19 protein-coding genes are annotated in these 24,288 nt (G+C 64.0%); 7 read left to right on the top strand and 12 right to left on the bottom strand.

What is annotated here, in order from left to right; all coding sequences use genetic code 11:
* Window positions 1-214: 214 nt before the first annotated feature.
* Complete coding sequence (locus P9228_RS15175) at window positions 215-1,894, bottom strand: NAD+ synthase (protein WP_095825225.1); 1,680 nt, start codon at window positions 1,892-1,894, stop codon at window positions 215-217.
* Between the two features lie 104 nt (window positions 1,895-1,998).
* On the bottom strand, window positions 1,999-2,718 hold the full coding sequence (locus tag P9228_RS15170) for a DNA-3-methyladenine glycosylase I (RefSeq protein WP_278054169.1): 720 nt from the start codon (window positions 2,716-2,718) through the stop codon (window positions 1,999-2,001).
* Window positions 2,719-2,915: 197 nt separating this feature from the next.
* On the opposite strand from P9228_RS15170, the gene P9228_RS15165 reads away from it, so the two are divergent.
* Both P9228_RS15165 and P9228_RS15160 read left to right on the top strand, forming a co-directional pair.
* Window positions 2,916-3,476, top strand: a complete 561-nt coding sequence (locus tag P9228_RS15165; RefSeq protein WP_127215169.1) for a DUF1003 domain-containing protein — start codon at window positions 2,916-2,918, stop codon at window positions 3,474-3,476.
* On the top strand, window positions 3,476-4,084 hold the full coding sequence (locus tag P9228_RS15160) for a DedA family protein (protein ID WP_067328172.1): 609 nt from the start codon (window positions 3,476-3,478) through the stop codon (window positions 4,082-4,084). Before P9228_RS15165 ends, P9228_RS15160 begins: the two co-directional genes overlap by 1 nt.
* A 23-nt stretch (window positions 4,085-4,107) precedes the next feature.
* Here P9228_RS15160 and P9228_RS15155 read toward each other — a convergent pair whose 3' ends face one another.
* Together P9228_RS15155 and P9228_RS15150 are read right to left on the bottom strand one after the other, a co-directional pair.
* Complete coding sequence (locus P9228_RS15155) at window positions 4,108-4,467, bottom strand: diacylglycerol kinase (protein ID WP_067328170.1); 360 nt, start codon at window positions 4,465-4,467, stop codon at window positions 4,108-4,110.
* 77 nt (window positions 4,468-4,544) lie between these two features.
* Window positions 4,545-4,964, bottom strand: coding sequence for a GFA family protein (locus P9228_RS15150; RefSeq protein WP_067328168.1), 420 nt, complete (start codon window positions 4,962-4,964; stop codon window positions 4,545-4,547).
* A 323-nt stretch (window positions 4,965-5,287) separates the two neighbouring features.
* On the opposite strand from P9228_RS15150, the gene P9228_RS15145 reads away from it, so the two are divergent.
* From P9228_RS15145 to P9228_RS15135, 3 genes are all read left to right on the top strand, one after another.
* Window positions 5,288-6,358 (top strand): diguanylate cyclase, encoded by a 1,071-nt coding sequence (locus P9228_RS15145; RefSeq protein WP_278054167.1) that lies wholly within the window; start codon window positions 5,288-5,290, stop codon window positions 6,356-6,358.
* A 65-nt stretch (window positions 6,359-6,423) separates the two neighbouring features.
* Entirely contained in the window at window positions 6,424-6,801 is a 378-nt protein-coding gene (locus tag P9228_RS15140; RefSeq protein WP_127240955.1) for an MbcA/ParS/Xre antitoxin family protein, read from the top strand.
* Window positions 6,761-7,528, top strand: a complete 768-nt coding sequence (locus P9228_RS15135) for an RES family NAD+ phosphorylase (protein ID WP_066998946.1) — start codon at window positions 6,761-6,763, stop codon at window positions 7,526-7,528. The genes P9228_RS15140 and P9228_RS15135 overlap by 41 nt, the downstream gene beginning before the upstream one ends.
* Here the strand turns inward: P9228_RS15135 and P9228_RS15130 are convergent, their stop codons facing one another.
* The 4 genes from P9228_RS15130 to P9228_RS15115 all read right to left on the bottom strand — a co-directional run bounded on the left by P9228_RS15130 (window position 7,529) and on the right by P9228_RS15115 (window position 13,799).
* Window positions 7,529-8,233, bottom strand: coding sequence for a hypothetical protein (locus tag P9228_RS15130; protein ID WP_095825335.1), 705 nt, complete (start codon window positions 8,231-8,233; stop codon window positions 7,529-7,531). It lies immediately after the preceding gene.
* A gap of 188 nt (window positions 8,234-8,421) precedes the next feature.
* Entirely contained in the window at window positions 8,422-9,795 is a 1,374-nt protein-coding gene (locus tag P9228_RS15125) for a 3-deoxy-7-phosphoheptulonate synthase class II (protein ID WP_067328161.1), read from the bottom strand.
* A gap of 211 nt (window positions 9,796-10,006) precedes the next feature.
* Entirely contained in the window at window positions 10,007-13,504 is a 3,498-nt protein-coding gene (mfd, locus tag P9228_RS15120; protein WP_067328159.1) for a transcription-repair coupling factor, read from the bottom strand.
* A 7-nt stretch (window positions 13,505-13,511) separates the two neighbouring features.
* Entirely contained in the window at window positions 13,512-13,799 is a 288-nt protein-coding gene (locus P9228_RS15115; protein ID WP_067328436.1) for a succinate dehydrogenase assembly factor 2, read from the bottom strand.
* Between the two features lie 93 nt (window positions 13,800-13,892).
* Here P9228_RS15115 and recG point away from each other — a divergent pair, with 93 nt between their 5' ends.
* Window positions 13,893-16,001 carry an ATP-dependent DNA helicase RecG gene (gene recG / locus P9228_RS15110; protein ID WP_067328157.1) on the top strand — a complete coding sequence of 703 codons (2,109 nt, stop codon included), beginning with the start codon at window positions 13,893-13,895 and terminating at the stop codon, window positions 15,999-16,001.
* On the opposite strand, the gene P9228_RS15105 is transcribed toward recG, so the two are convergent.
* The 4 genes from P9228_RS15105 to P9228_RS15090 form a co-directional block, all read right to left on the bottom strand.
* Window positions 15,953-16,708: a DUF502 domain-containing protein gene (locus P9228_RS15105; RefSeq protein WP_067000327.1), complete on the bottom strand. Its 756-nt coding sequence runs from the start codon at window positions 16,706-16,708 to the stop codon at window positions 15,953-15,955. The two genes, recG and P9228_RS15105, sit on opposite strands and share 49 nt — an antisense overlap.
* A 290-nt stretch (window positions 16,709-16,998) precedes the next feature.
* A complete protein-coding gene (glmS, locus tag P9228_RS15100) occupies window positions 16,999-18,822 on the bottom strand; it encodes a glutamine--fructose-6-phosphate transaminase (isomerizing) (RefSeq protein ID WP_067000325.1) in 1,824 nt (607 codons plus the stop codon).
* Between the two features lie 232 nt (window positions 18,823-19,054).
* Window positions 19,055-20,422 carry a bifunctional UDP-N-acetylglucosamine diphosphorylase/glucosamine-1-phosphate N-acetyltransferase GlmU gene (glmU, locus tag P9228_RS15095; protein WP_278054166.1) on the bottom strand — a complete coding sequence of 456 codons (1,368 nt, stop codon included), beginning with the start codon at window positions 20,420-20,422 and terminating at the stop codon, window positions 19,055-19,057.
* A gap of 147 nt (window positions 20,423-20,569) precedes the next feature.
* Entirely contained in the window at window positions 20,570-21,316 is a 747-nt protein-coding gene (locus P9228_RS15090) for a cytochrome c biogenesis CcdA family protein (RefSeq protein ID WP_278053899.1), read from the bottom strand.
* A gap of 403 nt (window positions 21,317-21,719) precedes the next feature.
* Here P9228_RS15090 and topA point away from each other — a divergent pair, with 403 nt between their 5' ends.
* Window positions 21,720-24,287 carry a type I DNA topoisomerase gene (topA, locus tag P9228_RS15085; RefSeq protein WP_278054164.1) on the top strand — a complete coding sequence of 856 codons (2,568 nt, stop codon included), beginning with the start codon at window positions 21,720-21,722 and terminating at the stop codon, window positions 24,285-24,287.
* Window position 24,288 lies beyond the last annotated feature (1 nt).

Genomic DNA, 24,288 nt, shown 5'->3' with positions numbered 1-24,288 from the left:
GCTTCGCGGCCTCGCATAACGATGTCAAATCCTGCCATACGGTCCTCCCGAAAGGGAATCGCGGAAGCGCTCTTATAGAGGCGGCTCACCATCTCGCCAAGGCAGGGCGGCGCCAGGAGGGCGTCTTGTCCGGCCACTGAGACGATTTTGCAACAATGGTGGGTTGCGCTGCCAACAGCGCCGGTTCAGGCGAACAGCTTTGCGTTTCAGCGGACTAGCTGCGATCCCGGAACCGATTGGTGATCGGGTAGCGGCGGTCGCGGCCGAAATTCTTCTTCGTGATCTTCACGCCTGGGGCCGCCTGCCGGCGCTTGTACTCAGCAATGTAGAGCAGATGCTCGACGCGCGTCACCGTCGCCCGGTCGTGGCCGCGCGCGACGATGTCGTCAACGCCCATCTCGTGCTCGACCAGGCATTCGAGAATGTCGTCCAGCACCGGGTAAGGCGGCAGCGAATCCTGGTCGGTCTGGTTTTCGCGCAGCTCCGCCGACGGCGCCTTATCGATGATGTTCTTCGGAATGACCTCGCCCGATGGGCCGAGCGCCCCCGGCGGCACATGCGCGTTGCGCCAGCGCGCCAGCGCATAGACCTGCATCTTGTAGAGGTCCTTGATCGGGTTGAAGCCGCCATTCATGTCGCCATAGAGAGTGGCGTAGCCGACCGACATCTCACTCTTGTTGCCGGTGGTGACGACCATCGAACCGAACTTGTTCGAGATCGCCATCAGGATCGTGCCGCGCGCACGGCTCTGCAGGTTTTCCTCGGTGATACCTTCCTGAGTGCCCTCGAAGAGCTGGGTCAGCGCATGCCGGAAACCTTCGACCGGCTCGGAGATCGGCACGATGTCGTAACGGCAGCCGAGCGCGCGGGCGCAATCCTCGGCGTCCTTCAGCGAGTCCTTCGAGGTATAGCGATAGGGCATCATGACGGTGCGCAGCCGCTCCTCGCCAAGCGCGTCGACCGCCAGTGCAGCGCAGATCGCGGAGTCGATGCCGCCGGAGAGGCCGAGCACCACGTTCTTGAAGCCGTTCTTGTTCACGTAGTCGCGCAGGCCCAGCATGCAGGCCCGGTAGTCGGCCTCCTCCCGCTCCGGAATCTTCGACATTGGGCCTTCGGAACAGACCCAGATGCCATCCCTTCGCTTCCAGGTGGTGACGTCGACCGCTTCCTCGAACTGGCTCATCTGGAAGGCAAGCGTCTTGTCCGCGCCGATGGCGAAGGAGGCGCCGTCGAAGATGAGTTCGTCCTGGCCACCAAGCTGATTGGCGTAGATCATCGGCAATCCGCATTCGATGACCTGACGGATCACCACCTGGTGGCGGACGTCGATCTTGGCGCGGTAGTAGGGCGAGCCGTTCGGCACAAGCAGGATCTCGGCGCCGCTCTCGGCCAGCGTCTCGCAGACGGCGATGTCGCCCCAGATGTCCTCGCAGATCGGGACACCGATGCGCACCCCGCGGAAATTCACCGGCCCTTGCAGCTCCGGCCCGGCCTGGAAAACGCGCTTCTCGTCGAACTCGCCATAGTTCGGCAGGTCGAGCTTGTAGCGCTCGGCGATGATCTTGCCGCGATCGGCGAAGACGATGGAGTTATGCGTGCCGGTCCGGCGCTTCAGCGGCGTGCCGATGATGACGCCAGGACCGCCATCGGCGGTGTCGGCGGCGAAATCCTGCGCCGCCTTTTCGCAAGCCTTCAGGAAGGCCGGCTTCAGCACCAGGTCTTCCGGCGGATAGCCGGCGAGGAAGAGCTCCGTGTAGAGCACCAGATCGGCGCCCTGGCGGGTCGCATCCGCCCTTGCCTCGCGCGCCTTGGCGAGATTGCCGGCGACATCGCCGACGGTCGGGTTGAGCTGGGCGACGGCAATGCGCAGTAGGTCGGGAGCGGTCTGGGTCATGAATTGGATTTAGCGTGGCGGCAATCGCCGGGCAATGGCGATTGCTTGTGCCACCCAGGACTGGCCGGCGAATGCCGGTCATGTCCCGCCTCAGCCGGAGGCGATCAGGCCTGCTCGCCCATGTATTCGCGCAGCGTCTCCGGCGAATGGTTCTCGCCGATCGACATCGCCAGAATGCGCGAGATGTGCCGGCGCGGCAGCCCGGTCGCGGCGGACCATCGGTTGATCTGCGCCTGGATCTTGTCGAGATCCCGCTTCGAAGTCGGGCTTTCGGCGATGTCGAGACCGGCGTCGCGCAGCGCCGCCGCCATGTCGGCGGAAACAATGAAGGTGTCCCACTCCAGCCAGCGCAGAAAATACTGGCCGGTGTTGCCGCCGAGCCGGCTGCCATGCTTGCCGAGATAGGCGGTCAGCCCGACCTGGTCGTCGGCCGGCCAGTCGGCCAGGAACTTGCCGAAGCCGCCATGTTCCTTCGAGACGCGGTCGACGAAAGCCGCGTTGTCGCGCACGGATTTGATCTTTTGCGGGTTGCGCACGATGCGCTTGTCGGACGCCAGCTCGTGCCAGAAGTCGTCCGGCTGGAACAGGAGCCGCTTGGGCTCGAAGCCAAGGAACGCCTCCTCGAAACCAGGCCATTTCTGCTCGATCACACGCCAGACGAAACCGGCGGCAAAGATGCGCTCGGCCATCGTGGAGAGGATGCGGTCATCATGAACTTTCGCCACGGCAGCGTTGTCGGGCATAGGTCCGAGCAGCGACGCCAGCGCCTCTTCACCGCCCTTGCGTTTTGCCGCCCGGGCACGAATTTGCTGGAAGTCGGCCATTTCCGCCCTCGCCTGTTCCGACCAATCTATCACTTCCCGTCAGGCTCGGTAGCCTCTACCTCTATAAGCAATTCCAGGAAAAGTGCGCAGCGGTTTTCCGTCCGGAATTGCGTGAGGTAAGTGAGCAATCTCAGGAAAAACGCGCAGCGGTTACCATCCGGATTCTTGGAAACGCGGGCCTGACGACGGAGAGGACGATGAACAAGACGGTCGAGGATCTGTCGAACCGCTGGCTGAAGCGACAGCCGGACGGTCTCTCTCCTCTCGAGAGCCGCGTGCTCAAGTCGACGCTGGAACGCACCACCATCACCAGGGACACCAACGAGGCAGTCGCCTTCCATCAGAGCTATGGCGATCGCGTTGCCGACACGATCGCCCGTATCGGGGGCTCATGGTCCTTCATTCTGGGCTTCATCGCCTTTCTGGTGCTGTGGACCTTTGGCAATGTCTGGCTCTTGTCGCGGAACGCCTTCGATCCCTATCCCTTCATCTTCCTCAACCTCGTGCTCTCGATGGTCGCCGCCTTGCAAGCACCGGTGATCATGATGTCGCAGAACCGCCAGACCGAGCGTGACCGCATCGACGCCGCCCATGACTATGAGGTCAACCTGAAGGCCGAGATCGAGATCATGGCGCTGCATGAGAAGCTCGACGAACTGCGCCACAGTGAGCTCATCGGCATGCGCGACGAGATCCTGCGCATGGCCGAGCAGATCAGGCGGATCGACGAGAAGCTGTCGGCGCGGTCGGCGGGCTGATGACCGAGGCCATCCATCGTCTCATCGAGCAATACGGGCTGATCGCGGTCTTCCTTGGCTGCGTCGCCGAGGGCGAAAGCGCTGCCATCCTCGGCGGCTTCTTCGCCCATCAGCACATATTCGTGCTCTGGCAGGCTTTCCTGGCCGCGTTTCTCGGCGCCTTCGCCGGCGACACGGCTTTCTTCACCCTCGGCCGCAGCTTTGCCGATCATCCCTATGTCGTCAGGCTGCGCAGGCGGCCGGGTTTTCGCCGCGCCTACCGGCTGCTCAACACCCATCCCAACATCTTCGTGCTGACGAACCGCTACATCTACGGAATGCGGCTTGTCGGCGGCATCGCCGCCGGGCTGTCGACCGTGTCGGTGCCGCGCTTCGTCATCCTGAACGCCATCTCGTCGGCAGTCTGGGCAGCCCTCTTCGGCACGGTCGGCTATGTCTTCGGGCTGGGAGCGGAGCGCATGGTCGGCCAGGCATTTGCCCGCCATGAGCGCGTGCTCGTAGCCCTCGCCGTCGGCATCGCTGTGGCCGTCCTGGCCGGACTGGTTGCCCGCCATTTTGCCGGAAGGGAGCGCGCAAAGGACGCAAAAGAGGATCAGGCCGAATCCTAAGCTGTCGGACCGATGCCTCCCGGTCAGATCGGCGCGCCGATGATGCGCTCGATGATGGCAATGCCCCAGACGCCCCCCGCGATCACGATCGAAATCAGCACCGCCAGCGAGCCGCAGTCCTTGGCGAGCTGGATGTCGATGTGGAACTCGCGGGAGATCGCGTCGCACGCAGCCTCGATGCCTGTGTTGAGCACCTCGACCAGAATCATCAGCAGAACCGCGCCGATCAGCAAGGCGTAGCCGCGCCAGGATACCGAGATGAACCAGCCGGCCGGCAGAGCGAGCGCAAGCAGCATCAACTCCTGCTGGAACGCCTTTTCGTGAGCAGCCAGCTTGCGGAAAGCCCGCACCGAGTTGATGAAAGCGTCGATCAGCCGCTGCATGCCCAGCCCCGTTTCGAATCACCGTGAGGGGATATCGCAACAGCCGGGTCAAGGGAATAAGGCAGGCGGCCCAAAAGTCACTCGTCCGCGACCTTTATCGACGGCGTCGACTTGTCGAACTGCGGCAGGCCGTCGTCGATTGCATAATAGTCGCCCTTGTCGCCGACGAAGATGTGGCTTTCGGCCGAAAGCCCGGTCGGCTTGTCGAACGAGCCGGCCATGATGGAGATCGTGTCGAGCTCGTTGTGCTTCCAGAACAGCACCGAGCCGCAGCTGCGGCAAAAACCGCGTTTCGCTATGTCGGACGCGCCGTACCAAGCAAGCGCGTCGGCCCCCTCGATGTCGATGTCGGCGTCCCTCGAAGAAGTCGCTGCAACGAAATGGCCTGTTTGCTTGCGGCACTGCGAGCAGTGGCAATAGACCACCCCGCGCAACGCTCCTCTCGTCGTGAAGCGCACCGCTCCGCACAGGCACGATCCCGTGTGATTTTCGCCCATCCCCGGCCTCCTTCAACGCCATACGCCTCGATCGCGCCACACAAGATTCCAGTTTTGCGCTCTTCCGGCGCAGGCAAATGCGACACCGAAGCGGCGCGTTTCAAAAGCTGCGCCTGCACCGCAGTGCAATCTGAAGCAGCAAAAACGGTCTGGAAACGCCCGCCATTAAGGAAACTTTAGCGCAGCTGCATTTATGGTTCCTGCAGGCGATGGTCGTGTTGGGGACGCGGCCTAGCATCGCAATTCTGATTCGATCCCCGCATTGGCGGCTCCCGGCGGTGGCAGGTCTCCGGTCGCGCACTGAAGGGGGTAGTGAACAGACTATGCAGCCGGCAGCCGTCCCGAGCGACAGAAATGGCGACATCGCCAGCACCGTTGTGGCGACCATGCGCCAGCTCGGCCTGCTCGGCCTGCCGCGCAACTACGAAATCTTCTATGAAGCGCTGAGCGGCAGCAATCACGAGCTCAGCCTCGCTGTCGTCTCGTTGAGCAACCGCCCGACGCAAGAGGATCTCGATCGCATCGGACGCACCTTCTTCCCGCAGCACCACGGGCCTGCGATCGTCGAACACGCCCGCGAGGTGGTCGCCAAGGAGCTTGAGGACGTCGCCGCGCTGCTGCGCAGCGAGCGCAGCCATATCGAAAAGTACGGCCGCATCCTCGACGAGACGTCGAGCGGCCTGAGCAATCGCAGCCTGCTTTCCCAGGATCTGCTGCAAAAGATCGCCGGCGCGATATCTGCCGCCACCAGTTCGACGCTGGACCACAACCGCCAGATCGCGAGCACGCTCAGCGAAAAGACGGCCGAGATCGAGAGCGTCAAATCGAAGTTGGAGGAATACAAGCGGCTCGCCAATACCGATCCGCTGACGCAGATCTGGAATCGCCGCGCCTTCGACAAGGAAATCACGCGCATCTACAACAGCAACCGCGGTATCCTCTTCAACGCGCTCATCCTTGCCGACATCGATCGCTTCAAGGATATCAACGACCGTTACGGCCATCCGGTCGGCGACAGGATCATCCAGATCATCGCCGACATCTTCCAGTCCAGCATCCGCGCCGACATGTTCGTGGCGCGCACCGGCGGCGAGGAGTTCGCGCTGATCGTCGAAGGCGCCAGCGAGGACACCACCTATGAAATCGCCGAGCGCATCCGCGTGCTGATCGAACAGACGCCGTTCACAAGCAGCCAGACCGGGATGAACTATGGCACGGTGACTGTCTCGATGGGCATTTGCATGGCTTCCGAGGCCGACACCCCCGAAGACCTCTACACCAAGGCCGACCGCGCGCTCTACCGCTCCAAGATCGGCGGCCGCAACCGCGTCACCAGCCATTCCACAATGGCCGGCCGTGCCGGCAAGGGCTGGCTGCTCTACAAGAAGGACTGAGGGCACACCCTTTCCAAATGAATTTCTGTGGACTATATTTTCCACGGAAATGAAAAGGTGCGCTCATGCCACGTCCAGTCGCTGCCGCGACGGCGGCAGAAAATGCCGTCATCACCAAGGCCACGCTGCGCGCGGCCGACCTGCTCGAGATCACGGCGCGAACGCTTGCTCTGGTCATCGGCGTCTCTGAGGCGACGGTCTCGCGCATGCGCAAGCAGGAGTTCCTGCTCGAGCGCGGCACCAAGCCGTTCGAGCTTGCGGTGCTGTTCGTGCGGCTGTTCCGCTCGCTCGACGCCATCGTCGGCGGCGACGAGACGGTCGCCCGGGCATGGCTGAAGAAACCGAACACGGCGCTCGACGGCACGCCGCTCGAAAAAATCCTGACCATTGCCGGACTTGTCGATGTCATTGCCTACCTGGATTCCCGACGCGCTCTCGTCTGAGGCCGTCAGGCTCGAAGGCAAATATTGGCGGATGGTCGAGGCGCAGCATCGCGTCTCGACCCTGAAGCTGGTCGACAGGCTCGACGAGCAGGGCCTGCTCGAAGACCTCATCGAGGAAAGCAAGCCGCGGATCCCGCTGGAATGCCGCCACCTTCACTATCTTCTGGCGACGCCATTCCGCTACGGCTCGATTTATCCGTACGGCTCGCGCTTCCGCCGCGCCGGCAAGACCAAGGGCGTCTATTACGCCGCCGAGACGGTGCTGACGGCAGTGGCGGAAATGGCCTTCTACCGCTTGCTGTTCTTTGCGGAATCGCCGCAAACGCAATGGCCGAACGACGCGGCCGAATATACCGCCTTTGCCGCGGCCATCAGATGCGAGAAGGCCGTCGACCTCACGCGGCCGCCGCTCGACCGCGACGAGAAGGCGTGGACGGATCCGACTGACTATGCCGCCTGCCAGGCCATCGCCGACGTGGCGCGCGAGGCGGGGATGCAGGCCATCCGCTACCGCTCGGCGCGCGATCCGAAGGGCGCCAACATCGCGCTCTTGACGTGCAGCGGTTTTGCCAAGGCCAAGCCGCTGGAGCCTCATACCTGGCGCATCCGCATCGGCTCGTTCGGGGTCCAGGCAATCTGCGAATTTCCAGACAGGCGGCTGGAATTCTCAAGGACGAGCTTTGTCGATCCGAGGCTGGCGAATATGCGCTGGGAGCGCGGGCGCTAGTTAAGCCAGAATGTTGACCGCACGCGCGGCGACCAGCGCGATCGTCAGCAGCGAGATCATTGCCTCGGCCATCATCAGGAGCTTGGCGCGCTGAGTGAGCGGCAATGTGTCGGTCGGCGAGAACGCCGTCGCATTGGTGAAGGCCAGGAACACGTAATCGACAAAGCCGGGCAGCCAGTCGCGGATCTCGCGATCGGCCAGCGTCATCTGCGGGAACAGGAAATCGGCATGCGCGCGCTTGACCAGGCCGCAGGTCGGCGGGCCGCCGCGGTCGGTGCTCCAGAACCACAGCGCGAAGACGATGACGTTGGTGACCCAGATGTTGAGCGCGTCGACAAGCAGCGTCGTGCCGGCGCCGGCATGGCCTGCCAGCAGCTTCTGGACCAGAAAGACCAGCGAGCCGCAATTCATGATGCTGATGACGCCGGTCATGACCAAGGCGGTACGGCGGATGAAGACGCGAAACCGACCGATCGCATACCAATGCTCGTGATCGACGGCCTTCTGAGTCGCCATTTGCGTCCAGGCCGTTGCGATCGACAAAGGCACGAGCAGCGCCGCCTCGATCGCGGGCGCGAGCCAGCGCGGACCGAAGGACAGGTCGTTGATGACCAGAAGCTGCAGGCAGATGACGACAAGCACCGCCGCCCGCGCCGACCAGAAGTCGATCGCGCGGTGATGAACGATGGCATGCTCGTGGCGCATGGGGGGACCTGTGTCGTGTGCGCGGTTTTCGACCGCGGGCGACACCTCCACCTCAATCTTGGTCTTGCGATGGTCGCGTAACTATAAATTTTCGTAAGGTTTCGGCGGCCGGCGCCTCGCAGGATCGGCCCAAACGAAAAGGGTGTCGGACTTTGTCCGACGCCCCGGTTCGATCGCTGGCAAGCGGCTTAGGCGTTGGCGGCTTGCTTGTGCTGGATCGTATGGCTTTTCTTGAGCAGATCCGAGACCAGGAAGGCCAGTTCGATCGCCTGGTCGGCATTGAGGCGCGGATCGCAATGGGTGTGATAGCGGTCCTGCAGGTCTTCCGCCGTGATGGCCCGGGCGCCGCCGGTGCACTCGGTGACGTTCTTGCCGGTCATCTCGACATGGATGCCGCCCGGATGCGTGCCTTCGGCGCGGTGCACCTCGAAGAAGGTCTGCACTTCCTTCAGGATACGGTCGAACGGCCGCGTCTTGTAGCCGGCCGCCTCGATCGTGTTGCCATGCATCGGGTCGGAAGACCACACCACGTTGCGGCCCTCCTTCTTCACCGCCCGCACCAGCTTCGGCAGATGCTCGGCGACCTTGTCGGAGCCGAACCGCGCGATGAGCGTCAGCCGTCCGGGCTCATTCTCGGGGTTGAGCAGGTCGATAAGCTCCAGCAGGCCGTCCGGCGTCAGCGACGGACCGCATTTCAGGCCGAGCGGATTCTCGATGCCGCGGCAATATTCGACATGCGCATGGTCGGGCTGGCGGGTGCGGTCGCCGATCCAGATCATATGGCCCGAAGTCGCGTACCAATCGCCGGAAGTCGAATCGACGCGGGTCAGCGCCTCCTCGTAGCCGAGCAGCAGCGCCTCGTGGCTGGTGTAGAAATCGGTCTCGCGCAGCGCGAAATTGGTTTCCGACGTGATGCCCACCGCGCGCATGAAATCCATCGTCTCGGTGATGCGGTTGGCGAGCGATTCGTATTTCTCGCCCTGCGGGCTGTCGGCAACGAAGCCCAGCATCCAGCGATGCACGTTCTCCAGGCTGGCATAGCCGCCTTGCGCGAAGGCGCGCAGGAGATTGAGGGTCGCCGCCGACTGGCGATACGCCATCTCCTGCCTTGCGGGATCCGGGATGCGCGACGCGGCGTCGAACTCGATGCCGTTGATGATGTCGCCGCGATAGCTCGGCAGCGTCACGCCGGCCTTGGTCTCGCTGTCGGAGGAGCGCGGCTTGGCGAACTGGCCGGCGACGCGGCCGACCTTCACCACCGGCTGCGCGCCGGCGAAGGTGAGCACCACCGACATCTGCAGGAAGACGCGGAAGAAGTCGCGGATGTTGTCGGCGCCATGCTCGGCAAAGCTCTCGGCGCAGTCGCCGCCCTGGAGCAGGAAGGCCTCGCCGGCGGCGACCGCCGCCAGTTGCTTCTTCAGCTTGCGCGCTTCACCGGCAAACACCAGCGGCGGATAGGTGGTGAGCCGGGCTTCCGTGGCCTCCAGCGCCGCAAGGTCCGGATAGGCCGGAACCTGCTTGATCGGCTTTGCTCTCCACGAATTCGGCGACCATTTTGTCATCGCTGCACCCAAAACTCTTCAGAGCAATTCCAGGAAAACTGTGAACGGTTTAGTCCGGAATTGCGTCAAAACAAACTGGCGAGCGGTCTCGCCCGCCATTCCCGCCCCAATCAGAGGTCGCGGCTCCTTACACGAAGCCGATTTTCTATTCTAGCCGGGAATTTCAGCAGCGGCGAATGCCTTGAACTGCTCGGATGCCAGTGTGAAGCCGTCAGGCAGCTTTGTCGACCAGCCGCGCCAATTGAGTCATGACAACAGCCGAGCCGGCCAGCCGCTTCTCCGCATTCGGCCAATCACGCATGAAGACGACGCTGTGGTCGGCCCTGATCTTGGCCAGCGAGCCCTGCTCGCCGATGAATTTGACCAGTCCGACCGGATTGGGGAATTCGCGCTTGCGGAAGTGGATGACGACGCCCTTGGGGCCGGCATCGAGCTTCTCGACATTGGCCTTGCGGCAAAGCGCCTTGATGAAGACGATCTTCAACAGATGCGTCACTTCTTCCGGCAGCGGCCCGAAGCGGTCGATCAGCTCGGCGCCGAAGCCGTCGATCTCCTCGGTGGTCTCCAAGTCGCCAAGGCGGCGGTAGAGCGCCATCCTGAGCTGCAGGTCCGGCACATAGCTCTCCGGGATCATCACCGCGGTGCCCACCGCGATCTGCGGCGACCAGCCGCCATCCAGCACTTCGCCGGAATCCTTCACTTCGGCCACCGCTTCCTCCAGCATCTGCTGGTAGAGCTCGAAACCGACCTCCTTGATGTGGCCGGATTGTTCCTCGCCGAGGAGATTGCCTGCGCCGCGGATATCGAGGTCGTGGCTGGCAAGTTGGAAACCAGCGCCGAGCGTATCGAGCGACTGCAGCACCTTGAGCCTGCGCTCGGCCGTATCGGTGAGCTTGCGGTTGGCCGGCAGCGTGAACAGCGCATAGGCTCGCACCTTCGAGCGGCCGACGCGGCCGCGCAACTGATAGAGTTGGGCCAGACCGAACATATCGGCTCGGTGGATGATGAGCGTGTTGGCGGTCGGAATGTCGAGGCCGGATTCGACGATGGTCGTCGACAGAAGCACGTCGTACTGGCCGTCATAGAAGGCATTCATGATGTCGTCGAGTTCACCGGCCGGCATCTGGCCGTGGGCGACCGCTACTTTCAGTTCCGGCACGGATTCTCTCAGGAAATCATGGATTTCGGCAAGATCGCTGATACGCGGCACGACATAGAAGGAATGGCCGCCGCGGTAGCGCTCGCGCAGCAGCGTCTCGCGGATGACCAGCGGATCGAAGGGCGAGATGAAAGTGCGCACCGCCATGCGGTCGACCGGAGGGGTGGCGATCAGCGACAGCTCGCGAACACCGGTCAGCGCCAACTGCAGCGTGCGCGGAATCGGCGTCGCCGAAAGTGTCAGCACATGCACGTCGTTCTTGAGCTCCTTCAGCCGCTCCTTGTGCTTGACGCCGAAATGCTGCTCCTCGTCGATGATCAGCAGGCCGAGATTTTTGAAGGAGATCGAGCTACCGAGCAGCGCGTGCGTGCCGACGACGATGTCGACCGTGCCGTCGGCGACGCCCTTCTTGGTCTCGGCCAGTTCCTTGGAGCCGACCAGGCGCGATGCCTGCGCGACGCGGATCGGCAGGCCGGAAAAGCGTTGCGAGAAGGTCTTGAAATGCTGCCGCGACAGCAGCGTCGTCGGCACCACGACGGCGACCTGGAACCCTTCCATCGCCGCGATGAAGGCGGCGCGCAGCGCCACTTCCGTCTTGCCGAAGCCGACGTCGCCGCAAACCAGCCGATCCATCGGCTTGCCGGCGCCGAGATCGTCCATGACGGAATCGATTGCCGTCTGCTGGTCGTCGGTTTCTTCATAGGGAAAGCGCGCCGCGAACTCGCCATAAAGGCCGTCGGCCGGAATCATGGCGGGTGCTGCGCGCATCTGCCGCTCGGCGGCGATGCGGATCAATTGCCCGGCCATGTCGAGCAGCCGCTTCTTCAGCCGCGCTTTGCGCGCCTGCCAGGCGCCGCCGCCGAGCTTGTCGAGTGGCGCTTCCGCCGAATCCGATCCGTAGCGTGAGAGGAGCTCGATGTTTTCGACCGGCAGGAACAGCCGGTCGTCGCCGGCATAGTGGATTTCGAGACAGTCATGCGGTGCGCCGACCGCTTCGATGGTGCGCAGACCAATGAATCGGCCGATGCCGTGGTCCGCGTGAACGACGATGTCGCCGGATGACAGCGACGATGCTTCGGCAATGAAGTCGGAGGCACGCTTTTTGCGCTTGGAGCGGCGGATCAGCCTGTCGCCTAGAATGTCCTGTTCGGCGACGACGACCATCCCGTCGGTCTCGAAGCCGGATTCGAGCGGCAGCACGGCAAGACCGGCCTGCCCCGGCTCGAGCTTTTCGACCTCGGAAAGAGTCGCCACCGGTTTCAGGTTGCCGAGATGATGCTCGGCGAGGATCTGGCCGAGGCGGTCGAGCGAGCCCTCGGTCCAGCCGGCGACGATGACGCGGCGGCGCGCGGCGCGCTCGTCGGCAATATGCTTCACCACCACGTCGAAGACATTGCTGTTCGGGTCGGCGCGCTCCTCGGCGAAGCTGCGGCCTTGCCGCGAGCCCGCATGGAAGACCTTCTTGCCGCCGACATCGGGTGCGTCGAAGACGGTGAAATCAATGTCCTCGCGCGGTCCGAGCGAGGCTTTGAGATTTTCCGGAGAGAGATAGAGCAGATCCGGCGCCACCGGCTTGTAGGGCACGGCATCTTTCAGCGCGCCGTCAGCCTGCTTCCGCCGCGCCTCATAGTGATCGAGGATCAGCGTATGGCGCTCGGCCAGCGCCTCATGCGCGAGATGATCGAAGATGACAGGCGCGTCCGGCAGATAGTCGAACACCGTCTCCAGTTGCTCGTAGAAGAAAGGCAGCCAGTGCTCCATGCCGGCAAAGCGCCGTCCTTCGCTGACGGCTGCATAGAGCGCATCGTCGCGCGACGGCGCGCCGAAGGCTTCGATATAGGAGCGGCGGAAGCGGCTGATCGTTTCCGGCGTCAGCGCCACCTCGCTCATCGCCTGCAGCGCCATCGACTTGCGCTGGCCGGTCGTGCGCTGGGTCGCCACGTCGAAGACGCGGATCGATTCCAGCGTGTCGCCGAAGAAGTCGAGCCTCAGCGCCTCGCTCCAGCCGGGCGCGAAGAGGTCGAGAATGCCGCCGCGCACCGCGAACTCGCCGACGTCGCGCACCGTCGGCACGCGCTCGAAACCGGAATTCTCCAGCCGCGCGATCAGCACGTTCATGTCGATCTGGTTGCCGGGCTTGGCGTGGAAGGTCTGCGCCTCGATCAGTTCGGCCGGCGGAATGCGCTGCAAGAGCGCATTGGCCGTCGTGAGGATAACGGCGCGGTGCGGCTTTTTCGCCAGCGCAACGATTGCGGAGAGCGCGTCGAGGCGCCGCGCGGCGGCATCCGCGCCCGGCGAGACACGATCGTAAGGCAGGCAGTCCCAGGCAGGCAGTTCCAGAACCGGCAGGCCGGGAGCGGCAAAGGCGAGCGCATCGATGATCGCCGGCAGCCGCTGGCCGTCGCGCGCGACGAACAGCACCGGCTTGTCGGGCGCGATCTCCTGCGCCGTCCGCGCCAGCGCGAAAGCTTCGTAACCGTCGGCGACGCCATCGACGATGAACTGGCCGGCGCGGCCCTTCGGCAGGCCAATGGAGGGAATGAGACTCATGCTTCTTTCAAAATGTCATGGTCCGGCGCGACGCCAGGATCTTCTGCAGCACCGCGCAATCGATATCGGGCGGAACCGGGCGCTCGCCGGTGATCATCGGCAGGAATTCGGTGTCGGAGATTTCGAGGAGCTTTTCATATTGGTCGATTTCGTCGGCGGTCAAGGCGCCGATCTCGGCATCGGCGAAGGATCCCAGGATGAGATCCATCTCGCGCATGCCGCGATGCCAGGAGCGGAACAGCAGCTTGCGGCGGCGGACGTCCAGTCCCTCGCTTGATCGCTGTGTTCCGGTCATCGCGCTGCATCCCTGTTCGAAGCGGCGCATATAGCGTGGATAGCGATTGGTGTCAGCCTTTGCGCTGCGGCCTCCGCGACATAAGCTGACGAGATGCGTCCTTCCATCCTCGATCCCCTGTTCGTCCCGATCACCTCGCTCGCCGGCGTCGGCCAGAAGGTCGGGACCATGATCGAACGTGTCGTGCCGGCCGATCTCGGCGACCGCGCCGCGCGCGCCGCCGATCTTCTGTTCGTGCTGCCCAACACGGTTATCGACCGCCGCAACCGGCCTGGCATCGCGCTAGCGGCCGAAGGCCAGATCGTAACACTCGAGGTGCGGGTCGACCGCCACCAGCCGCCGCCGCGCGGCAACAGGTCCGTGCCCTACCGGATCTACGCCCATGACGACACCGGCGAGATCGCCTTGACCTTCTTCCATGCCCATGCCGCCTATCTGCAGAAGATGCTGCCTGAGGGCGAGCGCGTCGTAATCTCCGGCCGCATGGAATGGTTCAACGGCCGCCCGACCATGGTTCATCCCGACCATATCGCGCCGCTCGACGAGGCCGAGGGCCTGCCGCTGGTCGAGCCCGTCTATCCGCTAACCGCCGGCCTGTCCGCAAAAGTGCTGCGCCGCGCCATCGGACAGGCGCTCGGCCGCTTGCCGGAACTGCCGGAATGGCAGGACGACGCCTTCATGCGCCGCCACACCTTTCCGTCCTTCGGCGATGCGCTGACCCGCATCCACTATCCCAAGGACCCGATCGACGTTGCCGTCGAGGGTGCGGCCTGGCGGCGCCTGGCCTATGACGAGCTCCTGGCAGGGCAGGTGTCGCTGGCGCTGGTGCGCGCCAGAATCCGCCGCCTTTCGGGCCGGCCGCTGGTCGGCGACGGGCGCGTTGTCGAGAAACTGCGCGCTGCCCTGCCCTACAAGCTCACCCTCAGCCAGGAATTCGCGCTCGGCGAAATCAACGCCGACCTGGCCGACCCCGAACGCATGCTGCGTCTGCTGCAGGGCGATGTCGGCTCCGGCAAGACGGTGGTCGCGCTGCTTGCCATGGGGCGCGCGGTCGAGGCAGGCGGCCAGGCTGCGCTGATGGCGCCGACCGAAATCCTGGCGCGGCAGCATCTGGCGACCATCGCCCCGCTGGCGGAAAAAGCCGGCCTCAGCGTCGCCGTCCTTACCGGCCGCGAGAAGGGCCGCGAACGCGCCGAAACACTGGAAGGCCTCGCCAGCGGTGCGATCGACATCGTCGTCGGCACGCACGCGCTGTTCCAGGAGACGGTGACCTTCCACGACCTCGTGCTTGCCGTCGTCGACGAGCAGCACCGCTTCGGTGTCCACCAGCGTCTCGCCATCACCGCCAAAGGCGACGCGCCCGATATGCTGGTGATGACGGCGACGCCCATTCCGCGCACGCTGGTGCTGACCGCCTTCGGCGACATGGATGTCTCGAAGCTCACCGAAAAGCCGGCGGGCCGCCAGCCGATACGCACCGTCACTTTGCCAATGGAGCGGCTGGACGAGTTGGTCGGGCGCATGGTCGACGCCGTCGCCGAGGGTCAGAAGATCTACTGGATCTGTCCGCTGGTCGAGGAATCCGAAGAGATCAAGCTGATGTCGGCGGAAGACCGCTTCGCTTCGCTGAAGCCGCTCTTCGGCGAACAGATCGGCCTCGTCCATGGCCGCATGAAAGGGGCAGAGAAGGACGATGCGATGCGCGCCTTCAAGCAGGGCGAAACGCGCATATTGATCGCCACCACCGTCATCGAGGTCGGCGTCGACGTGCCGGACGCCACGATCATCGTCATCGAGCATGCCGAGCGCTTCGGCCTTGCCCAGTTGCACCAGTTGCGCGGCCGGGTCGGGCGCGGCGACAAGCCCTCGTCCTGCGTGCTGCTCTACAAGGATCCGCTCGGTGAGACGGCGAAGCGCCGGCTGTCAGTGATGCGCGAGACGGAGGACGGCTTCCGCATAGCCGAGGAGGATCTGAAGCTGCGCGGCGAAGGCGAACTGCTGGGCACCCGTCAGTCCGGCACGCCAGGTTTCCAGGTCGCGCGCATCGAGTTCCATGCCGACCTGCTCGAAGCCGCCCGCGACGACGCACGGCTGATCCTGTCGCGCGACCCCGAATTGCAGTCTGGGCGCGGCGAGGCGCTTAGGCTGTTGCTCTACCTGTTCGGGCGCGACGAGGCGGTGCGGCTGCTGCGCGCCGGCTGAGCCGCGCCCAGCGCCGGATTGGCAAGCGGCCCTTCGATCGGCTCGCCGTTCAGCGTCACCAGCTTGGCCTTGACCTCCGGCGCCACCATGCCGGCCGAAACGATCAGCTTGGCGCCGTCCTCGATCGTCATGTCGAGCAGCACGATCTCGGATTTATAAACATACATCAGGAAGCCTGTGGTCGGGTTCGGCGTGCAGGGCATGAACACCGCGATCAACGGATCGCCTTCCTGGTCGAGCTTCTGGTTGATCTCGGTTTCCTTCTCGCTGGCGACGAAGACCAGCGACCAGACTCCCTTGCGCGGATATTCGACCAGCCCGACCTGGCGGAACATGTCGCCCTTGTTTGACAGCACCGTCTCGAAAATCTGCTTCAGGGAGCGGTAGATACCGCGCACCAGCGGCATGCGGCCAAGCAGCCGCTCGCCGAAATTGACGATTGCGCGGCCGACGATGTTGGCCGTCATGAAACCGATGAACGTGATCAGCACCAGCGCCACGATCAGCCCGAAGCCGGGGACCGGAAACGGCAGATAGGTGTCCGGATTGTAGCGGGCGGGAATGTAGGGCTTCACCCAGGAATCGACCCAGCCGATGAGCGACCAGGCGATATAGGCGGTGATCGCCAGCGGCGCGCAGACGATGAAGCCCGTCAGGAAGTAATTCCTGAGCCGGGTCATGCCAGAGGTCTTCAGGGCGTCGGACATAGGATCACCGCGGCGCAGATTGCGGTTGAACTTTAGTGAACCGCAATTCGGTTTGGAACTGCGAAGTTTTTAAAGAGCGCTCTCTATGAAGCGGCTTTCAGCGTTCCAAATGGAAGCTCCTGCGTTCGCGACTGGCTGCAACACCCCTCCCTTCGTCATCACGCGCGGAGCAAGGAGCGAAGCGACGCGGCGTAGACCCAGGATCCATTCCGCGACGCCCCTCGAGGAGTGAAAGGGCCATCGGCAAGCCATACTTCGAACTACGGTGCCCAAAAGAAGCAGTGACAGTGCTATTCCACCGTGACCGATTTCGCCAGATTGCGCGGCTGGTCGACATCGGTGCCCATGAACACTGCGGTGAAATAGGCGAGCATCTGGATCGGCAGCGCGTAGATGATCGGCGCGATGATCTCAGGTACTTCGGGCAGGATGATCGTCTCCATCGACTTGATGCCGGCCTGGGCCGCGCCCTTGGCGTCGGTGATCAGGATGATCTTGCCGCCGCGCGCCGCGACTTCCTGCATGTTGGAAACCGTCTTTTCGAAGATGCGGTCATGCGGCGCGATCACGATAACCGGCATGTTTTCGTCGATCAGCGCGATCGGTCCGTGCTTCAGCTCGCCGCCGGCATAGCCTTCGGCGTGGATGTAGGAGATTTCCTTGAGCTTCAGCGCCCCTTCCATGGCTAGTGGAAAATTGGTGTCGCGGCCGAGATAGAGCACATCCTTGTAGCGGGACAGCTCACGCGAGATGCGTTCGATCTGCTCGTCGAGCTTCAGCACCTGTGTGGCAAAGCGCGGCGCCTCGGAAAGCTCGCGCACCAGCCGCTTCTCCTCATCGCGCGAGATCGTCCCGCGCGCCACGCCGGCCCGCACTGCGAGCGAGGCCAGCACGGAGAGCTGGCAGGTGAAAGCCTTCGTCGAGGCGACTCCGATCTCCGGCCCGGCAAGCGTCGGCAGCACGACGTCGGATTCGCGCGCCATGGTCGATTCGCGCACATTGACGACCGCGCCGATCTTCATGCCGGCCTGGCGGCAGTAGCGCAGGGAAGCCAGCGTGTCGGCGGTCTCGCCCGACTGCGATATGAAGAACGCCGCGTCGTTCCCGGACAACGGCATCTCGCGGTAACGGAATTCCGAGGCGACGTCGATGTCGACCGGCAGCCGCGCATAGCGCTCGAACCAGTATTTGCTGATCAGCCCGGCCAGATAGGCGGTGCCGCAGGCCGAGAGCGCCAACCGGCCGATCTTGGCAAAGTCGAAGGGCAGATCGAGCGGCCTCGACACGCCGGAGACGAAATCGACATAATGCGCCAGCGTGTGCGAGATCACCTCCGGCTGCTCATGGATTTCCTTTTCCATGAAATGGCGGCGGTTGCCCTTGTCGACCATGAAGCTGGTCGAGAGCGACTGCTGGCGCTTGCGGTCGACCTTGTTGCCGTCGGCGTCATAGATGGTGACGCTGTTGCGACGCACTTCCGCCCAGTCGCCATCTTCGAGATAGGTGACTGCGTTGGTGAAAGGCGCCAGCGCGATCGCGTCCGAGCCCAAAAACATCTCGCCGTCGCCATGGCCGACGGCAAGCGGCGGACCGTTGCGGGCGCCGACGATCAGATCCTCGTCGCCCTTGAACATGATCGCCAGCGCAAACGCGCCCGAGAGCCGCTTCAGCGCCTGGTGCGCTGCCTGGACCGGCTTCAGCCCCTTGGCGAGCTCCCGCGCGACCAGATGCGCGACGACCTCGGTATCGGTCTGAGAGGCGAATTTGTAGCCATCGCGGGAGAGCTCGTCGCGCAGCTCGGCGAAGTTCTCGATGATGCCGTTGTGGACAATCGCGACGCCTTCGGAAAAATGCGGATGCGCATTGGTCTCGTTCGGCACGCCATGGGTCGCCCAGCGGGTATGGCCGATGCCGATCGTGCCTTCCAACGGATCTTCTTTCAGCCGGCGTTCGAGATTGATGAGCTTGCCTTCGGCGCGGCGGCGGCCGAGCGTGCCATTCTCGATGGTGGCGACGCCGGCCGAGTCATAGCCGCGATATTCGAGCCGCTTCAGCGCATCGACGATCAGCGGCGCGACCTGTGAATGGCCGACAATTCCAACGATACCGCACATACGCTGCCCCCGATTCCCCGCGAAAACCCAGCGCTATTTACGGATGGCCGGCCTGCCGCGAAAGTCACTTTGCGTTTCGTTCGGTGTCACCCGGAACGGTTTTGCGACTGATGCACCATGACACGCCGCGCTTGCAATCCGGTTACTGCAAATGGTTGGTTTTTCGCGGCGCGGTGCTCGATCATTTATGGTTGGCGCCAGCGGCGCCGGCCCAGCAAACGTCCTTTGACGATCATTCCGCTGCTCTCCTCTTCGCCGCGGCCGCCGAGGCGAAGCGCTCGCGCAACTCCTTGCCTTTTCCGGGCAGCGTCTTCTGTCGGGCGCGGCCGAAGGCCAGCGCATCGTCGGGCACGCTCTCGGTGATCACGCTGCCCGAAGCGATGTAGCCACCCTTGCCGATCGTGACCGGCGCCACCAGCGCGGAGTTGGAGCCGACGAACGCGCCCTCGCCGATATCGGTGAAGAATTTGGAAAAGCCGTCATAGTTGCAGGTGATGGTGCCAGCGCCGATATTCGCCCCAGCACCGACCCGCGCGTCGCCGATATAAGTCAGGTGGTTGACCTTGGCGCCTTCCTCGATCGTTGCCTGCTTGACCTCGCAGAAATTGCCGACCTTGGCCTTTTGCCGCAGATCGGCGCCCGGCCGCAGCCGCGCGAACGGCCCGACATCGCAATTGGAAGCGATCGTGGCGCCTTCGATATGGCTGAAGGCGTGGATTTTTGCCCCTGAAGCGATCTTGACGCCCGGGCCGAACCAGACATGCGGCTCGACAATCGTATCGGCACCGATCTCGGTGTCGTGCGAGAAGTAGACGGTTTCAGGCGCGATCAGCGTCACGCCGGCAAGCATCGCCTCGCGCCGCTGGCGCGCCTGCCAGATAGCTTCCGCCTCGGCGAGCTCGGCCCGGTTGTTGATGCCGAGCGCGCTGTCGAAGCTCGCCTCCGTGGCCACCACATCGAGCCCGTCCGCGCCGGCGAGCTCGACGATGTCGGTGAGATAGAACTCGCCCTTGGCATTGTTGTTGCCGACCTTGTCGAGCAGCCGAAGCGCCTGGTTGCCGGCCACCGCCATCATCCCGGCATTGCAGAAGCCGAGCTTTTTTTCCGCCTCGGAGCAGTCCTTCTCCTCCCTGATGGCGACGAGACGCCCGCCCTTCTCGATCAGCCGGCCGTATCCCGTCGGATTGGGCGGGCGGAAGCCGATCACCGCAACGGCAGCACCCTCCGCCAGCTTCTGCCGCGCGGCAGCCAGCGCTGCCGCATCGATCAGCGGCGTGTCGCCGAACATGACGAGGATGTCGTCGTAGCCCTTCGCTATCGCTTCGCGCGCGGCAAGCACCGCATGGGCCGTGCCGAGCCGCTTCTCCTGCACGAAGGTCTCGGCTTTCGGCGCGAATTTCTGCACCGCCTTCCGCATCTCGTCGGCGCCGTGGCCGATCACCAGCGCCAGACCCGTTGCCCCGGCGGCCTCAGCGGCCTTCACCACATGAGCCACCATCGGCAGGCCGGCAATGGCGTGCAGCACCTTGGGCATCGCGCTCTTCATGCGCGTACCTTCGCCGGCGGCGAGGATGACGGACAGGCAGGATCTCTGGCTCATAGGGCAACCGTATGAAAGGATTCAAATCATCGCATGCTAGCAGCGGCGTGATGCTGCACCAATGCGGTTAAATTCCGGTGAGACAGCGGATCACCTGGACTCTTGATCGGCGGGTCCACAATTCGATCCTGTGCACGAAGTGGCAGATCACCCGAGCCGCCCGAGCGCCGGGAAGTTTTCCAGCAGCCAGTAGGATGCGCTCTGCACGCCACCGGTGAGAAAAAACACGCCGGCGACGACCAGCAGCGCGCCGATCGCTTTTTCCACGCGACCGAGATGGACGCGAAATTTTCCCAGGAAGCGCATGAAGGCGCCGGAAAACAGCGCCGCGATCAGGAAAGGGATGCCGAGCCCGAGCGAATAGGCGGCGAGCAGCAGCGCGCCCTCGCCCACCGTCTCGCGGCCGCCGGCTAAGGTCAGGATCGGCCCCAGCACCGGGCCGATGCAGGGCGTCCAGCCGAAAGCAAAGGCCAGCCCCATGACATAGGCGGCGATCATGCTGGCCGGCTTGCCCTGCGACTGGAAGCGCGCCTCGCGCGACAACAACGGGATGCGCAGGATGCCAAGGAAATTCAGGCCCATGATGATGATCAGCGCGCCGGCCACCATTGCCAGCGGTTCCTGCCAGACGCGCAGCAGCCGGCCGACCGTAGAGGCGCCGGCGCCAAGCGCGACGAAGACGGTCGAGAAGCCGAGCACGAAGGCCAGAGAGGCATAAAGCAGCGCCCCGCGTGCGCCTTCGCGCGCCGTCGCGCCGGCGTTGCCGCGGAAATCGTCGACCGAAACGCCGGCCATGTAGCAAAGATAAGGCGGCACCAGCGGCAGCACGCAAGGCGAAAGGAACGAGATCGCCCCTGCCCCGACCGCGCTGACATAGCCGATGTCCAATGCCATTTCACGATGCCCCGGTTTTGCTGGCGCCGATATAGCGATGCCGGCGCCTTCGTGCCAATCACCATTGTGTGGCGCGTGGTCGCTACCGAGGAAGAAGCGGCGGCAGCTGCCCGTTCCTTGGACGGCGCGATTGCCGCGTGCCCGTCCGCGTACGGTCCGGGCGGATGCTGGTTCTGTCGGCGACTCCTTCGGTAAAGACCGATCCAGGACACGATCCGTCAGTTCGCCAAAAAATGTGTTCTCCGCCATACACTCTAAGAGTGTATCGCTGTCGGCCAGTTCGCAAATTGGGCCCCTCCCCTTGACCGATTGCAAAAGCACGGCCATGTGAGCGACGAAAAGAGTGGGATTTCGTCGCGCGCCGCGGAGCTCTTCCGCCGCCTCACAGCTGATAAGAGACCTCATGGACGTCGTCGTCGTCGAATCGCCGGCCAAGGCGAAGACAATCAACAAATATCTGGGCAAGAACTATAAGGTCCTGGCCTCGTTCGGCCATGTCCGCGATCTGCCGGCCAAGGACGGCTCGGTGCGCCCGGACGAGGACTTCGCCATGTCCTGGTCGGTAGACACCGCCTCCGGCAAGCGCCTCGCCGACATCGCCAAGGCGGTCAAGGACGCCGACGGGCTGATCCTCGCCACCGACCCGGATCGCGAGGGCGAGGCGATTTCCTGGCATGTGCTGGAAGTGCTGAGGCAGAAGCGCGCGCTGAAGGACAAGCCGGTCAGCCGCGTCGTCTTCAACGCCATAACAAAGACCTCGGTAATGGAGGCCATGGCCAATCCGCGCCAGATCGATGCGCCGCTGGTGGACGCCTATCTCGCGCGCCGCGCGCTCGACTATCTCGTCGGCTTCACCCTCTCGCCGGTGCTGTGGCGCAAGCTGCCGGGCGCCCGTTCCGCCGGGCGCGTGCAGTCGGTGGCGCTGCGGCTGGTCTGCGACCGCGAATCCGAGATCGAGCGCTTCATCCGCGAGGAATACTGGCAGATCGCTGCCATCCTCAACACGCCGCGCAACGATAGTTTCGAGGCGCGGCTGACCGCCTATGCCGGCAAGAAGCTGCAGAAGCTCGACATCGCCAACAAGGCCCAGGCCGACGACATCAAGGCGATGCTCGAAGGCGCGACCTTCAAGGCGCTGTCGGTCGAAGCGAAGCCCACCAAGCGCAATCCGGGTCCGCCCTTCACCACCTCGACGTTGCAACAGGCCGCCTCCTCGCGGCTCGGCTTTTCGGCCAACCGCACCATGCAGGTGGCGCAGAAGCTCTACGAAGGCATGGATGTCGGCGGCGAGACCGCCGGCCTCATCACCTATATGCGAACCGACGGCGTGCAGATGGCGCCGGAGGCGATCACCGCGGCGCGCGATGCCATCGCCAGCGAGTTCGGCGCGAAATACCTGCCCGAAAACCCACGCTATTATTCGGTCAAGGCCAAGAACGCCCAGGAAGCGCATGAGGCGATCCGCCCTACCGATTTCAAGCGCACGCCGGCATCGGTCAGGCAATATCTCGATGCCGATCAGGCGCGCCTCTATGAGCTGATCTGGAAGCGCGCGATCGCCAGCCAGATGCAGCCGGCCGAGATCGAGCGCACCACGGTCGAGATCGAGGCGGTCAACGGCGCCCGCACCGCCGAGCTTCGCGCGGTCGGCTCGGTCATCCGCTTCGACGGCTTCATCGCCGCCTACACCGACCAGAAGGACGAGGACGCGGAGGACGAGGAAAGCCGCCGCCTGCCCGAGATCCGCGCCGGCGAGCAGCTTGCCCGCGAGGCGATCAACGCCACCCAGCACACGACCGAGCCGCCGCCGCGCTATTCCGAGGCGTCGCTGATCAAGAAGCTGGAAGAGCTCGGCATTGGCCGGCCGTCGACCTACACGGCGATCCTGAAGACGCTCGAGGACCGCGACTACGTCGCCATCGACCGGCGCAAGCTGGTGCCGCAGGCCAAGGGCCGGCTGCTGTCGGCCTTCCTCGAAAGCTTCTTCGAGCGCTATGTCGAATATGACTTCACAGCCTCGCTCGAGGAAAAGCTCGACGAGATCTCCGACGGCAAGCTCGCCTGGAAGGACGTGCTGCGCGACTTCTGGAAGGATTTTTCGGGCGCCGTCGACGACATCAAGGAACTGCGCGTCTCAGACGTGCTCGATGCGCTCAACGACGAGCTGGCGCCGCTGGTGTTCCCCGCGCGGGAGGACGGCTCAAACCCGCGCGTCTGCCCGAAATGCGGCACCGGCAATCTGTCGCTGAAGCTCGGTAAATTCGGCGCCTTCGTCGGCTGCTCGAATTATCCGGAATGCTCCTATACCCGCCAGCTTGGCGACGCCGCCAATCCCAACGGCGAGAACGGCAACGGCGACGACGGCGTCAAGCTGCTCGGCAAGGATCCATACACCGCCGAGGAGATCACGCTCAGGAGCGGCCGCTTCGGCCCCTACATCCAGCGCGGCGAAGGCAAGGACGCCAAGCGCTCGAGCCTGCCCAAGGGCTGGACCGCCGAGTCGATCGACCATGAGAAGGCGCTGGCGCTGCTGGCATTGCCGCGCGATGTCGGTAAGCATCCGGAAACCGGCAAGATGATCTCGGCCGGTCTTGGGCGGTACGGACCCTTCGTGCTGCACGACGGCACCTACGCCAATCTCGAAAGCATCGAGGACGTGTTCTCGATCGGCCTGAACCGCGCCGTTTCGGTGATCGCCGAGAAGCAGCAGAAGGGCAAGGGCGGCCGCAACGGGAGCACGCCGGCTGCGTTGAAGGAACTGGGCGAGCATCCCGACGGCGGCGGCAAGATCGTCGTGCGCGACGGCCGCTACGGACCCTACGTCAATTACGGCAAGGTCAATGCCACGCTGCCCAAGGGCAAGGATCCGCAATCGGTGACGATGGACGAGGCAATCGCCCTGATTGCCGAGAAGGAAGCCAAGGGCGGAGGCGGCAAGAAGCCGTTCCGCCGGGCGGCAAAGAAAGGATAGC

Origin of the sequence: Mesorhizobium sp. WSM4898, from assembly GCF_029625845.1 — a bacterium.
Taxonomy (GTDB): domain Bacteria; phylum Pseudomonadota; class Alphaproteobacteria; order Rhizobiales; family Rhizobiaceae; genus Mesorhizobium.
This window is presented reverse-complemented; position numbering and strand designations above follow the sequence as displayed.